12 protein-coding genes are annotated in these 13,835 nt (G+C 63.0%); 9 read left to right on the top strand and 3 right to left on the bottom strand.

The features are described from left to right. Positions 1-58 precede the first annotated feature (58 nt). From ACQKP1_RS03560 to ACQKP1_RS03545, 4 genes are read left to right on the top strand one after another with little or no spacing between them, the layout of a single operon-like run. Positions 59-1,036, top strand: coding sequence for a FecCD family ABC transporter permease (locus ACQKP1_RS03560; protein ID WP_427276389.1), 978 nt, complete (start codon positions 59-61; stop codon positions 1,034-1,036). 32 nt (positions 1,037-1,068) lie between these two features. Further along, positions 1,069-2,082, top strand: coding sequence for a FecCD family ABC transporter permease (locus tag ACQKP1_RS03555; RefSeq protein WP_427276388.1), 1,014 nt, complete (start codon positions 1,069-1,071; stop codon positions 2,080-2,082). Next, a complete protein-coding gene (locus ACQKP1_RS03550; RefSeq protein WP_427274212.1) occupies positions 2,079-2,909 on the top strand; it encodes an ABC transporter ATP-binding protein in 831 nt (276 codons plus the stop codon). Before ACQKP1_RS03555 ends, ACQKP1_RS03550 begins: the two co-directional genes overlap by 4 nt. Further along, a complete protein-coding gene (locus tag ACQKP1_RS03545) occupies positions 2,906-3,958 on the top strand; it encodes a DUF2218 domain-containing protein (RefSeq protein ID WP_427274211.1) in 1,053 nt (350 codons plus the stop codon). The genes ACQKP1_RS03550 and ACQKP1_RS03545 overlap by 4 nt, the downstream gene beginning before the upstream one ends. 136 nt (positions 3,959-4,094) lie before the next feature. Here ACQKP1_RS03545 and ACQKP1_RS03540 read toward each other — a convergent pair whose 3' ends face one another. Further along, entirely contained in the window at positions 4,095-4,541 is a 447-nt protein-coding gene (locus tag ACQKP1_RS03540) for a pseudoazurin (RefSeq protein WP_203012851.1), read from the bottom strand. Between the two features lie 179 nt (positions 4,542-4,720). Then, on the bottom strand, positions 4,721-5,053 hold the full coding sequence (locus ACQKP1_RS03535) for a helix-turn-helix domain-containing protein (protein WP_427274210.1): 333 nt from the start codon (positions 5,051-5,053) through the stop codon (positions 4,721-4,723). A 274-nt stretch (positions 5,054-5,327) separates the two neighbouring features. Between ACQKP1_RS03535 and ACQKP1_RS03530 the strand changes: the two genes are divergently transcribed. Next, on the top strand, positions 5,328-6,257 hold the full coding sequence (locus tag ACQKP1_RS03530) for a FecR domain-containing protein (RefSeq protein ID WP_427274209.1): 930 nt from the start codon (positions 5,328-5,330) through the stop codon (positions 6,255-6,257). Between the two features lie 36 nt (positions 6,258-6,293). Next, positions 6,294-9,128, top strand: a complete 2,835-nt coding sequence (locus ACQKP1_RS03525; protein WP_427274208.1) for an EAL domain-containing protein — start codon at positions 6,294-6,296, stop codon at positions 9,126-9,128. On the opposite strand, the gene ACQKP1_RS03520 is transcribed toward ACQKP1_RS03525, so the two are convergent. After that, positions 9,097-9,465 carry a YbaN family protein gene (locus ACQKP1_RS03520; RefSeq protein WP_427274207.1) on the bottom strand — a complete coding sequence of 123 codons (369 nt, stop codon included), beginning with the start codon at positions 9,463-9,465 and terminating at the stop codon, positions 9,097-9,099. The genes ACQKP1_RS03525 and ACQKP1_RS03520 overlap by 32 nt on opposite strands. A 165-nt stretch (positions 9,466-9,630) precedes the next feature. Between ACQKP1_RS03520 and ACQKP1_RS03515 the strand changes: the two genes are divergently transcribed. The 3 genes from ACQKP1_RS03515 to ACQKP1_RS03505 all read left to right on the top strand — a co-directional run bounded on the left by ACQKP1_RS03515 (position 9,631) and on the right by ACQKP1_RS03505 (position 13,835). Beyond that, positions 9,631-10,884 carry an NAD(P)/FAD-dependent oxidoreductase gene (locus ACQKP1_RS03515; RefSeq protein ID WP_427274206.1) on the top strand — a complete coding sequence of 418 codons (1,254 nt, stop codon included), beginning with the start codon at positions 9,631-9,633 and terminating at the stop codon, positions 10,882-10,884. Positions 10,885-11,168: 284 nt separating this feature from the next. After that, positions 11,169-12,527: a glutamine synthetase family protein gene (locus tag ACQKP1_RS03510; RefSeq protein WP_203012840.1), complete on the top strand. Its 1,359-nt coding sequence runs from the start codon at positions 11,169-11,171 to the stop codon at positions 12,525-12,527. A gap of 9 nt (positions 12,528-12,536) precedes the next feature. Next, entirely contained in the window at positions 12,537-13,835 is a 1,299-nt protein-coding gene (locus ACQKP1_RS03505; RefSeq protein ID WP_427274205.1) for an NAD(P)/FAD-dependent oxidoreductase, read from the top strand.

Here is a 13,835-nt window from a genome sequence, read left to right as displayed (position 1 = left end):
CGCCCCTTCCCTGTCCTCTGCCCATCGGCCGTCTCTTCCGAAGACGGCCAAGGGCAGCTTGATCTGGCTGGCCGCGGCAATCGGGGTCGGCATCGGCGTCGCCTTGCTGTCCCTCACCATCGGCACACGCGATGTGCCGCTCTCGGAGGTGCTGGCGGCCCTGTCGGGGGACGTGTCGACGCTTGACCGCGCTGCCGTTGCGACCCGGGTGCCGCGCACCGTTCTGGCTCTGCTCGCCGGTGCGGCTCTCGGCCTTGCCGGGGCCGTGATGCAGGGCGTGACGCGAAATCCGCTCGCCGATCCCGGAATCCTCGGCGTCAATGTCGGCGCATCGCTCGCCGTAGTGGTGGGAGTGGCGTGGTTCGGCATCAGTTCGGCCCATGCCTTCATCTGGGTTGCCATCGCGGGTGCCGGGGCTACGGCCGTCTTCGTCTATGTCATCGGCTCGATGGGACGTGGTGGCGCAACGCCGCTGAAGTTCGCCCTTGCTGGTACGGCAACCGCGATCGCCTTTTCGTCGCTGGTGATTGCCGTCGTCTTGCCGCGTGCTGACATTGCCGGCGGCATCCGCTCCTGGCAGATCGGCGGCGTCGGCGGCGCGACCTTCGAACGGATGGAACACATCTATCCGTTTCTTCTGGTGGGGTTTCTGCTGTGCCTGCTTTCAGCCCGACGCCTGAATGCCCTTGCGCTCGGTGACGAACTCGCCGCGGGGCTCGGCGAGCGCGTGGCATTGGCGCGCGGCATGGCCACGCTCGGTGCCGTCGTGCTGTGCGGCGCGACGACGGCCGTCTGCGGCCCGATCGGTTTCGTCGGCCTCGTCGTCCCGCATGCCTGCCGGCTACTGGCCGGCGTGGACCATCGCTGGCTTCTGCCATTCTCGGCGATCGGCGGGGCCATTCTGCTGACGGCAAGCGACGTTCTCGGCCGCCTGGCGGCCCGCCCGTCCGAACTTGAGGTCGGCGTCGTGACCGCCCTGATCGGCGCGCCGGTCTTCATCTTCATCGTCCGTCGGCAGAAGGTGAGAGATCTGTGACCCTTCTTCGATCCGATGCTTCCCTGACATCCATGGTCGCGGCAAACCGCAAGCAAAGGTCGCGCCGGCGGCTGGTCATGCTGGCACTTATTCTTGTCCTCATCCTCGCCGGCTTCACGTTGACGCTGATGGCCGGTCGAACCTTCACGCCTTTGGGAGACGTCATCCGCGTCCTCATCGGAGAACAGGTTGCCGGCGCGGATTTCACGGTGGGGCAGCTGCGCCTGCCGCGTGCAGTGCTCGCCATTGCAGCCGGCATGAGTTTCGGCCTTGGGGGAGCTGCTTTCCAGACGCTGTTGCGCAATCCGCTCGCAAGCCCCGACATCATCGGCATCACCTCGGGCGCCAGCGCGGCAGCGGTTTTTGCCATTGTGGTGCTCTCACTCACGGGGCCGCTGGTCTCTCTTCTGGCCGTCAGTGCCGGTCTCGCGATCGCGCTTCTGGTGCATGGCCTCTCCTCGAAGAACGGGGTTGCCGGACCACGGCTGATCCTTGTCGGAATCGGCGTCTCTGCCATGCTCGAAAGCATGATTGCCTACATCCTGTCGCGCGCGCCCGCCTTCACGCTGCAGGAAGCCATGCGCTGGCTGACCGGGAGCCTGAACGGCGCCAAGCTCGATCAGGCCCTTCCCCTGATCGTTGCTCTCGTTGCGCTGGGTAGCCTGCTTTTGGCCAAGGCGCGCGATCTCGATGTCATGCGGGCGGGCGACGAGACGGCGACCGCGCTCGGGGTGCATGTCTACTCGACCAAGCTCATGGTTATCGTCTGCGCCGTCGGGCTGATTGCGACCGCGACCGCGGTCACAGGACCGATTGCCTTCGTCGCCTTTCTCGCAGGCCCGATCGCGAGCGGCGTCTTCGGACGACGCAGCTCCATCCTCCTGCCGGCCGCCGTGGTCGGCGCCTTGCTGGTGCTCACCGCAGATTTCGTCGGCCAGTTTCTCTTGCCCAGCCGATACCCGGTCGGTGTAGTGACAGGAGCGCTGGGAGCACCCTACCTCATCACCCTGATCATCAGGAGCAACCGGCGGGGAGCCGCGACATGACCGATCACCGTCTCGAAGCGAAGACCCTTTCGGCCGGCTACGGTGACAGCCTCGTCCTTAGCGACCTGGACCTCCGCCTTCCATCCGGCCAGATCACCGCCATCGTCGGCGCCAATGCCTGCGGCAAATCCACCTTACTCAAGGCACTGTCGCGACTGATCGAGCCCAAGGCCGGCGAGGTGCTGCTCGACGGGAAGGCAATCCACAAGGTCCCGACCCGCGAACTCGCGCGCCGGCTTGGGCTCTTGCCACAATCCCCGATCGCGCCGGATGGGATCACGGTGATGGATCTAGTGAGCCGCGGCCGCCATCCGCATCATGGCCTGTTTCAATCCTGGACTAAAAGGGACGACCAGGCGGTTGCCGATGCCTTGGCGGCCACGCAGACCGCCGAACTTGCAGACCGGCCAGTGGACGAGCTGTCGGGTGGCCAGCGGCAGCGGGTCTGGATCGCGATGGCGCTCGCCCAGGAGACCGAATTCCTGCTGCTCGACGAGCCGACGACCTTTCTCGACATCAGCCACCAGATCGACGTCCTCGATCTCCTGACGGACCTCAACCGCAGCCGCGGCACGACCATCGTGATGGTCTTGCACGACCTGAACCTCGCAGCTCGTTATGGCGATCATCTGGTCGCGATGCTGGGCGGAAGCCCCTTCAAAAGCGGCAGCCCGGAAACCGTCTTGACCGAAGACATGGTGCGCCGGGTGTTCAATCTCGAGGCCCGGATCCTCACCGATCCGACCTCCGGCCGACCGATGATGCTCCCGATCGGGCGGCACCACATGCAATCCTCGTCCTCCCTCACTCGACTGGCGCATTCATGACCGATCTTCAGCCCACCAAACTCACAGGTATTGCCCGTCCTGCCGATGTCGGCGCCATGCTTGCCGAAATCTGCGAACACTTCGTCGAGCACTCGGACGTGGCTCACGCCGATGGCGTTGCCACGCTGAAATCGGAGGACTGGACGATCAACATCGTGACGGCCGAGGATGTGCTGCAGATCGAGATCAGCACCTTAGGTGAAGAGGCGCTCGCCGTTACGCGCACCATGTTCGCCGAACATCTCTTCTATTTCGCCGGGGATGAGCCCTTCTCGCTGGAGTGGTCGAAGCCGGCCGCGAAGGTGAAGCCGCCCGGTTTCCACGAGGCGACCGTTGTCGGCGTAGAGGATGTCACCCCAAGGATGCGGCGGGTGACACTCTCCGTCGCCGACGTCTCGCCCTTCCTCGTACGCAACATGCATGTGCGGCTGCTGGTGCCGCCGCGGGGGCAGACACCCGTCTGGCCTCACCTTCAGGAAAACGGACGCATCGGCTGGCCCGACGAGTTGCTCGTGCGGATCTACACGATCCGCTGCGTCGACGCGCAAGCACGCCAGATCAGCCTTGATATCCTGCAGCACCCGGCCGAGGGCGTGGCGACACCTGGCGCGGATTTCGCACGCGACGCTCAAATCGGCCAGCAGGTGGCGATCATGGGACCCGGCGGCGGCGGCTTGCCCGATGCGCAGAACATCTTCTTTGCCGGTGACGAAAGTGCGCTGCCAGCCATCGCCAGGATGGTCGAGGAAGCGCCGCCTGGCATCGCAATGCGAGCAATCATCGAGATCGAAGATGCCGACGAGGAGCAGGCCTTGCGCGGTCAGGCTCCGATCCATGTCGAATGGCTGCACCGGTCATCCCATACGGGCACCGATGCCCATCCTCTGGTGAACAAGGTGAAGGCTGCGCTCGAGGATGTGAACGCCGAAACCTTCGTCTGGTTTGCGGGCGAAAAGGCGGATGTGCGGACGATCAAGCGGCAGCTCGCGCAAAAAGGTCGCGACCGCCGGAAGCAATACGTTGCCTGGTATTGGGAGAAAGAGAGCTGAGAGCCGCCACGGATTGCGCAGTGCGTCCGGGATGAGAGATCTCGGGTCGCGGGCGTCAATCCATGCCGCCCACTCCCCATAATGTCGCCCCTGTGATGCGGTCGATCTCGACCCCCGTCACAGGCAGAGGGCCTTCTCACTGCGCGGCAGCGACCGCAGCGTCGATGCGCTCGCGTGCCTTCTTCGGCAGCTTGGCGGCGTTGAAGGCGTCGAGATTGGCGGCCGGACCATCACCGACGAGGATGGCGGCGACCATGCCCATTCCGAGATGCGGCGCGCATTTGATGCCGTAGAGACCCGGCACGTCGAAAGTCACCTTGATCTCCTCGTTCATCTTGCCCTTGAACTCGGCCGCACCCTCCGGGATCATGCCCTTGATGGCTTCGGCATTGTGGCCTTTGTCGGTGGGGATGAAGGTGACGGTATCGCCGGGGGCGATCTTCAGGCCGGCCGGTTCGAAGACCATGGCGCCTTCCGCACCCTTGTTGAGCATCTTGACCTCGAAATCGGCCGCTGCGGCAAAACCGGGAAGGGCAAGAGCAAGCGCAGCGATAGCGGCAAGTTTCGTGAAGCGGCGTGTCATTGTCTGTCTCCTTGAATCGGGAACGTCAGCATTCCCTTGCCGAAGACTTATGCTGAGCTGTGCACCGCTTCTTTGAGCAAAATCAAATCGGGAGAAGGAGGATCCAACGACGGCGGTCAGGCACGGAGGGCTTGGCAATCCGCGCAACTGGCCGGTCTCCCGGCTAACGGACGATCGTTTCAGCCTCCGGCACCGAATGGACCGTTCTTCGCCATCTCTGGATATTGGACGGTTTTGTCGTCGTCGGTATCGACCGATTGGGAGGCGGGGACGGACAGGCGCACACCAAATCCGCCGGCAGCGCTTGTGACCCTTTCATCGATGAAGGTGACGCCCGCCGCCTCCAGCACCGCCCTCACCCCGGCGAGCACACCGGCTTCATCCTCGCCGCCCGGAGCCGAGTTCTCCAGTCGCTCGACTGTTGACACAGAAAGGCTAGCGCGCTCGGCGAGCTGCTCTCGCGTCATGCCGAGCAGCATTCTGGCGGCTGAAACCTGTTTTCCGGTGTGCACGGGAAGACCTTTCGGGTTCGGTTGATGCAAGCGCCGACAACACTTGCCCTACGCTAACTAGAACCGGGCGACCGCCGATCAAGCTTTCACTGCGGCCGCTGAGCGGCGGGTAGCCACACAGGCGGTGCAATCTGGACTGGTCATGCCAACCCGGGCACGTCAGGCTTCGCGCGTTTTCCATCGAATAAACAGGCGTTTGATAAAACCGGTACAGCAAATTCAGAAGAATCTTAAGGAACGCGTGCTGAATTAGGTGCTCAAGGGAGCACCTATCATGCGCTTTATCGTTTCAACCATCCTCTGTCTTTTCCTGACCTGCCTTGCCGGCGTGGCATCGGCCGCGGGCGAGGCATGGACGGCCGCGAAAGCGACGTCACAGGTCGCCTACACCGTCGACAAGAAGACCTGGATTCCGCTGCAGAAAGGCATGGAGGTGCCCAACAAGGCCTGGATCTCGACCGGGCCGCGGGGGCGACTGCAGCTGGTGCGCGGTCAGGAAAGCATCGCCTTTCAGCCCAATACGCTGGCCGCGATCATCACCCGGGGCCAGGACATGAGCCGCAAGACCGAAGTGGTCCAGCAGGTGGGCGAGATCAGCCTCGAAATCGAAAAGCGGCAGCGACCGCATACGACGGTGCAGACGCCGTTTCTGGCAGCCGTGGTCAAAGGTACGCAATTCACCGTCAAGGTCGGCAAAACCAACGCGGCCGTCGCTGTCGATCGAGGTCTGGTGCAGGTGACCAGTTTCAGTACCGGTGAACGTAGCGACTTGGGTGCCGGCCAGGGCGCCCAGGTAACCTCATCCGGGATGACGGTCGCCGGCCTTTCCGGAAAGCCGCAGATTACGCGTGTGGCGCCCTCGAACGCCAAGGTCCCGGCCGCCGGCGCCGTGAACAAGGCGACATCGACAGCCGAAGAAGCCAAGGGGGCGATGGGCGCGAGCAAATCCAAGGGCAATGCCGGTGGTCAGGGCGCTAGCAAGAGCAATGCTGCCGGCAACAGCAACGCTGGCGGAAATGGCAACTCTGGCGGCAATGGCAACTCTGGCGGAAACGGCAACGGTGGCGGCAATGGCAACGGGGGCGGTAACGGCAACGCTGGCGGAAACGGCAATGCCGGCGGCAACGGCAATGCTGGCGGCAACGGTAACGGCGGTGGTAACGGCAATGCTGGCGGGAATGGCCGCGGCAGAAGCGGCGACTGATGATGAGAGCGTTCGCCACACCACCAGGATGCGTGCATGACGGATAGCATTCGCCCAGCATCCGGTTTCCTGGCACGGCTGGTATCGCTTCGGCTCGCCATGATCGCGGTGATCATGGCGCTTCCGCTGTTCTTGCCCTCCTTGTCGGTGGTGCAGCATCTCGACAACGATCTGATGGCATATCGTGCCGCTGCGGCTCCCAGGGCTGCCAGCGGCGACTTCGTATTTGTTGCCATCGACAAGAAAAGCCTGACCGAGATTGGCACCTGGCCCTGGCCGCGCGCCGTGCATGCCGAGCTGATCGACAGACTGGTGGCGGCCGGTGTTCAGGACATCTTTCTCGATATCGACTTCAGCACTCCCTCCCAGCCGGAACACGATGCGCGGCTTGCGAAAGCTCTCGAAGAGGCCGGTGGCGGTGTCATCCTGCCGATTTTCCGCCAGCAGTTCGGTGCGCATTCGGCCGATCCGCTGACCGTGACTTCGCCGCTGCCGATCTTTGCCGAGCATTCCTGGCCGGCTTTGGTCGATGTTGCGCTGGATGAGGATGGCCTGCTGCGGTCCTTCCCGGTCACGGAACTCATCGACGGTATTCCGACGCAGTCGGCGCCCGCAGTCCTTGCCGGCTACAGTGACGCACGGACCAGCCGGCTCGAGATCGACTTCTCCATCCGGCCTGAAACAGTTCCCACCTATTCGGTCACCGATATCCTCTCCGGCGCTGTCGGACGCGATGCCATCGATGGCAAGTCGGTGGTGGTCGGCGCCTATGCCACGGAGTTGAAGGACCTGTTTGCGGTGCCCATCTACGGCATCCTCAGTGGCCCGATGCTGCATGTGATGGCGACGGAGACGCTGGTTCAGGACCGAATTTTGCGGCCGCTGCGCACCGAGCCGATCGGCCTGCTGCTAGCGGCCCTGATCATCGCTTATACCCTCACCTTCCATCGCCAGTCGCTGGGCGTGCCGCTCGCAGCATCCGCGGCCTTGCTGACGATTGGCGAGGCGATCTCCTTCCTCCTCTACAAGCACGAGGCCCTGGTCTTCCACACCGCCAGCCTTTGGCTGATGTTCGCCTTCGGCTTTTTCATGCTGATGGCCGAAAAAGTGGGGCTCAGCGGATGGCTGGCGGAGCTCGCGGTAACGGAAAACCGCGACATTCGCCGTGTCCTGAAGCGCGTCATCAATGACAGCATCGACCCGGTGATCGTGCTTGATCAGAAGCTCAACCTGCTCGATGCCAGCCAGACCATGAGCGGCTTGCTCGAACTCGACCAAGCTGTCGCGCGTGGTAGCAATCTGAGTGTATTCGCGCCCCCTGCCCTGACCGATGCGCTGATCGCGCTCGAAGCGATCCACCTTACAGATCCCCAGCAGGTTCACAGCCAGACCGTTGCACTCGACATTCCAGGCCGAAAAGGCCGACGGCATCTCGAAGCCGTCATCACGATCTCCCCCTTCGAAAGCCTTGGCGGCCAGGGGCTGTCATCGGTGGGCTCGCACGTGACCTGTATCAGCCTGCGCGACGTGACGGCGCGCCGCCTCTACGAGACCAAGCTCGAAGAGATGTCACGGATCGACGATCTTACAGGGCTTTTGACCCGACGTGGCCTGATCGACGCTATGGCGGCCACCGGGCGCGGCTTTTCCGTCTTTGCCATCGACCTGCATCGCTTCGGTCATCTCAATGAAATGCTCGGCCGGGAAAAGGGCGACAGCGTCCTGCAGGCCGTAGGGGGCCGCCTTCGGCGCCATGCGGGCATCGATGGGCTGACCGCCCGGCTCGCGGGCGACGTTCTCTGTTTTGCCACCCCCGGCATCGAGGGTGAGGACGCGCTTGCCGAAAGTGCGGCTGACTTGCTCGCGCTCTTCGACACGCCCTTCGGCATCGACGGGATCAAGATCGAACTCAACGCCCGCATCGGCGCCTGCAGCGGCTCGGACAATCTCGGCCATCCGGGGAAATGGGTGGAAGCGGCGGAACTTGCGCTCATCGATGCCAAGCGGGTCGGAGGAAGTGGCTGGCGGGCCTATGATCCTGCCTCGACGCTGCGCAGGGCTCGCTCAAGGCTTTTGGAAGCGGAGTTGCGCACCGGGCTCGATCAGGGACAGTTTTTCCTGCTCTTTCAGCCGCAGGTCGCCCTTACCTCTGGGCGGCTCGCGGGCGCCGAGGCGCTTTTGCGGTGGCAGCATCCGACACTCGGCACGATCTCGCCGGCGGAATTCATCAGCATCTCGGAAGCAAACGGCTTCATCTGCGATCTGGGCCAGTTCATGTTCCGCGAGGCCTGCAAGGCCGCTACCAGTTGGCCCTCACATGTCAGCGTTGCCGTCAACATTTCCCCGGTTCAGTTTCTGCGCGGCGATCTGATTTCCGACATCCGTGCGGCGCTCGACGCCAGCGGTCTTCAGCCGCACCGGCTGCATGTCGAGATCACCGAATCCATCTTCGTCGAGCGCTCCGAGGAGCTCTTCTCCAAACTGGATGCGCTGCGCGATCTCGGCGTGACGATTGCGCTCGACGACTTCGGGACAGGCTATTCATCGCTTAGCTACATCTCCAGCCTGCCGCTCGACAAGCTGAAGATCGATCAGTCCTTCGTCCGCGAGATGGTCAGCGATTCCGCGACCCAGAGCATCGTCCAAGCGGTCATGACGCTTGCCCATGGTCTTAGCCTCGAGGTGGTTGGCGAGGGCATCGAAAATGCGCTGCAGGCAGAGATGCTCGCGGCCATGGGCTGCGAAGAGGGACAAGGCTATCTCTTCGGCCGACCGCAGTCGGCACGCCAGATCCAGGCTCTGTCGGCCGCCCATTCGCTGCTTTCCGGCGGCCATGACTTCAGCCTTGGCGCCCTGGCGCAGGCCGGGTGAGCACGAAAGCGGCAGAGCAAAGCAGGATGAAGCCGATCAGAGCCTTCAGCCAGATCTGCGGCGGTCCGAAGAATAGCACGATGCCGAAGCTTGCCGCCATCGCCGACACCGAAGCGATCTTGGCCTTTTGCGAAATCGCGCCTTCCCGACGCCAGTCGATCAGGGGCTGGCCATAACGCGGATGGTCGATCAGCCACTGCTCGAAACGGGGCGAGGAACGCGCGAAGAGCGCAGCGGCCAGGATCATGAAAGGCGTCGTCGGCAAGACCGGCAGGAAGATGCCGATGACACCGATCCCGACCATCAGCCAGGCGCAGCCAAGAATGAGCAGGCGCATCAAGTCCCCTTCGTTGGCTGCCTTCGCTTCGACTGGAGATATGGCATGATTCGGGATCGACAAGGATTTTGAGGATTGCGGCAAATGCGGCGATTTTTCGTTTGCGCCGCAACAGGCTGAAATGCATCCTTGCCCGGCAATCCCACCTTCAGGAATTCAACTGACATGTCCAAGGTTACCCTCGTGCTCGGCGCCGGCATTATCGGCGTTTCCACAGCCATCCATCTCGCCCGTCGCGGGCGTTCGGTGGTGCTGGTGGACCGCCGCGGCGCTGGCGAGGAAACCTCCTTCGGCAATGCCGGTCTGATCCAGCGCGAGGGGGTCGTGCCCTATGGCTTCCCGCAGGAGCTCGGGATGCTGATCCGCTACGGTTTTAACAACCGGATCGACGCGCATTATCATGCAAGCGCGATGCTGAAGCTCGTGCCGTTCCTGTCCCGCTACTGGTGGCATTCGAACAAGAGCCGCCATCAGGCGATTGCACGCGCTTACGCGCCACTGATCGAGAACTCGATCACCGAACACCAGGACCTGATCCAGGCTGCAAATGCCGACCATCTGATCCGCCGGGACGGCTGGATGGAGATCTTCCGCACCACCGGCAAACGCGACACCGAGCTCGCCGAGGCCGAGCGCCTGGCGCGCGAATACGGCGTCAGCTACCGGGCGCTGAATCGCGAAGAACTGGCCAAGGAAGAGCCGCATATCCGGGGTGATTTCGTTGGCGGGTTGAAGTGGAACGATCCCTGGTCGGTCACCAGTCCGCATGGGCTAACGATGGCCTACCTCGCCTATTTCCAGTCGCTTGGCGGTCGTTTCGTCAAGGGCGATGCGACGACGCTTGACACCGGTGCCTCCGGCCGCGGCTGGAAAGTGAAGACCGATGACGGCATGGTCGAGGGCGACGATGTGGTGCTGGCACTTGGCCCGTGGTCGGAGGAAGTGACCCGCAAGTTCGGCTATCGCTTCCTGCTCGGCGTCAAGCGCGGCTATCACATGCATTATGCGCCTGAGGGCAATGCCGTCCTCAACAACTGGACCATGGATGCTGAGCGCGGTTATTTCCTGGCGCCAATGGAAAAGGGCATTCGCCTGACGACGGGTGCGGAATTCGCCAATCGCGATGCGCCGAAATCTCCGGTGCAGCTGGCCCGGGCGGAAAAGGTGGCGCGCGAGATCTTCCCGCTCGCCGACCGGCTCGACGCCGAACCCTGGATGGGTGCCCGCCCCTGCACGCCGGACATGATGCCTGTTATCGGCAAGGCGCCGCGCCACGAGGGCATGTGGTTCGCCTTCGGCCATGCGCATCACGGCCTGACGCTCGGGCCAGTCACGGGCCGTCTGATCGCCGAAATGATGGATGGGGAGAGGCCATTCCTCGATGCAAGGGCCTGGAGCCCGGAGCGTTTTCACCCCTGAAAAACAACGCTTTTCTAGCCCCCTTCTCAGGGGGCTAGCCTTTTTGGCGCCAAGGTGGTAGTCATTCCGCATAATTTGATCAAATTGTTTCCCGGTGGAAACAGGCCGGAACGAAGCACGCGTCGCAAGAACGCCGCCGGTCGAGGGGATCAGGAAAAGACGGACAGTGGCATGCGCCGGTGTTTGATCCATAACGCGAAAAGCGTCTATCGTTAGCGGACCAGCATCCGTTCGCGCACTATCGCGCGTTTCGAACCCGATCGACATCAGCCACACGGTGATCCATGGACATGGCCGAAGAGGCACGCGAATTCTTCGCGGCAAATCCCGATATTGAAGTACTTGAAGCCTTCGTCATTGACGTAAACGGCGTGCCTCGCGGCAAGTGGATCCCGCGGGAACGCGCGATCGATGTGTTGACCAAGGGCATGGCCATGCCGCGCTCGGTCTATGCACTCGACGTCTGGGGCCGTGACGTGAATGCAGCGGGCCTTGCCGAGGGAACCGGCGATCCGGATGGCATCTGCTTTCCGGTTCCGGGAACGCTGTCACGCGTGACCTGGCTGTCGCGCCCGACGGCGCAGGTTCTCCTGCAGATGCATACACAGGAAGGCGAGAGCTTCTACGCCGATCCGCGTCAGGTGCTCGGCAATGTGCTGAAACGCTTCACGGCGGCCAAGCTCACGCCCGTCGTTGCCACAGAACTCGAATTCTACCTCATCGATCCTGTGCGCTCGGCGCTCGATCCAGTGCGTCCGCCGAACACAAGAGACGGCCGCTGGCATACGGGCCAGACGCAGGTGCTGTCGATCTCCGAATTGCAGGACTTCGAAGAGGTCTTCCACGGCATTTCGACGGCCGCCCGCGCCCAGAAGGTGCCGGCCGATACGACGTTGCGCGAAAACGGTCCCGGTCAGTACGAGATCAACCTCAACCACGTGCCCGATGCACTGGCGGCTGCGGACTACGCGGTATTGCTCAAGCGCATCGTCAAGGGCGTGGCGCGCGCCAGCGACCTCGACGCCACCTTCATGGCCAAGCCCTATGGCACCCAGGCCGGCAGCGGCATGCATGTGCATTTCTCGATCCTGAACGAAAAGGGCGAGAACATTTATGTCGGCGAGGATGGCCCCTCGGATGCCCTCTTCCATTCGGTCGGTGGGCTCCTGGAAAGCATGGGCGAGAGCATGGCGATCTTTGCGCCGCACCAGAACTCCTATCGCCGCCTGCGCCCCTCCGAACATGCGCCGACCTATGCATCCTGGGGCTTCGACAACCGGTCTGCCGCCGTTCGCGTCATCACTGCGTCCAAACCGGCGACCCGCATCGAGCACCGCGTCGCCGGATCCGACACCAATCCCTATCTGGTTCTCGCCATGATCCTATCGGCGGCGCTCGCCGGCATGAAGGAGAAGCTTTCGCCCGGCGGGGCGATCTCCGGCGACGACCATGCCGTCAACCACGAGCCGCTGCCGACCAACTGGGACTATGCGCTGCAGCGCTTTGGCAAGTCGAGTTTCGCCTATGCGGCGCTCGGGCCGAAATATCGCAGCCTTTATACCGCCTGCAAGCAGCAGGAACTCTCGGAGTTCTCGCTGCGTGTGACCGACGTCGAATACGACGCCTATATCCGGACCGTGTGAGGTGAAGCCATGACGAAGTCGATCGGACCCAATCCCGGCCATGCGGCCACCTATTACGCAGCCTCTGCCCGCGACAAGCGGGTGCGCCCGACGCTGGACGGCCAGCACACGGCCGACATCTGCATCATCGGCGCCGGCTTTACCGGCATTTCGGCGGCACTCGAGCTTTCGGAAAAGGGCTATGCCGTCATCGTTCTTGAAGGCGATCGCATCGGCTTTGGCGCCTCGGGTCGCAATGGCGGCCAGATCGTCAACGGCTACAGCCGTGACCTCGAAACCATCGCCCGGCGCTACGGCCAGGAGAAGGCCGATCGGCTCGGCGAGATGTCGCTAGAAGGCGGGCGGATCATTCGTGAGCGCGTAGCGAAATACGGGATCGAATGCGATCTCGTCGACGGCGGGTTCTTCGCAGCCTTCACCGACAAACAGGTGAAGGAGATGGCTGATGTCCGGGCGCACTGGATGAAGCATGGCCATGACGGGCTGGAGATGGTTTCCAAGGCCGAGGTCGCGAAATATGCCAAGACCGACCGCTATGTCGGTGGCATGATAGACCGGCACGGCGGACATATCCATCCGCTCGATCTGGTGCTCGGCGAGGCGGCAGCGGCCGAAAGCCTCGGCGCCAAGATTTTCGAGAACTCCAAGGTCGTGCATCTCGATACCGGCCCGCAACCTTTCGTCTGCACCGAGGGCGGCATCGTCAGGGCCAAGCATATCCTCGTCTGCGGCAATGCCTATATGGCTGGGATCGCGCCGAAGGTGACCGAGAAGATGATGCCGGTTTCCAGCCAGGTGATGGCAACCGAGCCGCTCGATCCTGGTCTGATAGAGGAACTGCTGCCGTCGAATTACTGCGTCGAGGACGCCAATTACGTGCTCGACTACTACCGCCGCACCGCCGACAACCGCCTGCTTTATGGTGGCGGCATCGGTTATGGCGGCCAAGATCCGAAGAACCTGACGGGCGTCATTCGTCCGAACATGCTGAAAACATTCCCGCAGCTGAAGGACGTGAAGATCGACTATGCCTGGAGCGGCAATTTCGCGCTGACGCTCACGCGTATCCCGCATATGGGCAAGCTGTCTGACACCGTCTACTTCTCGCATGGCGACAGCGGCCATGGCGTGACGACGACGCATCTGCTCGGCAAGATCCTCGGCGAGGCCGTGCATGGCCAGATGAGCCGCTTCGACGTCTGGTCATCGCTGCAGGCCTATCCCTTCCCGGGTGGGCGCATGTTCCGGGTGCCGTTCACGGCGCTCGGTGCCTGGTATTACGGCATGCGCGACCGGCTCGGCGTTTGA

The organism is Allorhizobium sp. NPDC080224, from assembly GCF_050281005.1.
GTDB lineage: Bacteria > Pseudomonadota > Alphaproteobacteria > Rhizobiales > Rhizobiaceae > Allorhizobium.
This window is presented reverse-complemented; position numbering and strand designations above follow the sequence as displayed.

Excerpts from the sequence above, each read along its gene's own strand:
- ACQKP1_RS03555 (WP_427276388.1), top strand. The coding sequence starts at position 1,069 with ATGGTCGCGGCAAACCGCAAGCAAAGGTCGCGCCGGCGGCTGGTCATG.
- ACQKP1_RS03550 (WP_427274212.1), top strand. The coding sequence starts at position 2,079 with ATGACCGATCACCGTCTCGAAGCGAAGACCCTTTCGGCCGGCTACGGT.
- ACQKP1_RS03545 (WP_427274211.1), top strand. The coding sequence starts at position 2,906 with ATGACCGATCTTCAGCCCACCAAACTCACAGGTATTGCCCGTCCTGCC.
- ACQKP1_RS03540 (WP_203012851.1), bottom strand. The coding sequence starts at position 4,541 with ATGACACGCCGCTTCACGAAACTTGCCGCTATCGCTGCGCTTGCTCTT.
- ACQKP1_RS03530 (WP_427274209.1), top strand. The coding sequence starts at position 5,328 with ATGCGCTTTATCGTTTCAACCATCCTCTGTCTTTTCCTGACCTGCCTT.
- ACQKP1_RS03525 (WP_427274208.1), top strand. The coding sequence starts at position 6,294 with ATGACGGATAGCATTCGCCCAGCATCCGGTTTCCTGGCACGGCTGGTA.
- ACQKP1_RS03520 (WP_427274207.1), bottom strand. The coding sequence starts at position 9,465 with ATGCGCCTGCTCATTCTTGGCTGCGCCTGGCTGATGGTCGGGATCGGT.
- ACQKP1_RS03515 (WP_427274206.1), top strand. The coding sequence starts at position 9,631 with ATGTCCAAGGTTACCCTCGTGCTCGGCGCCGGCATTATCGGCGTTTCC.
- ACQKP1_RS03510 (WP_203012840.1), top strand. The coding sequence starts at position 11,169 with ATGGACATGGCCGAAGAGGCACGCGAATTCTTCGCGGCAAATCCCGAT.
- ACQKP1_RS03505 (WP_427274205.1), top strand. The coding sequence starts at position 12,537 with ATGACGAAGTCGATCGGACCCAATCCCGGCCATGCGGCCACCTATTAC.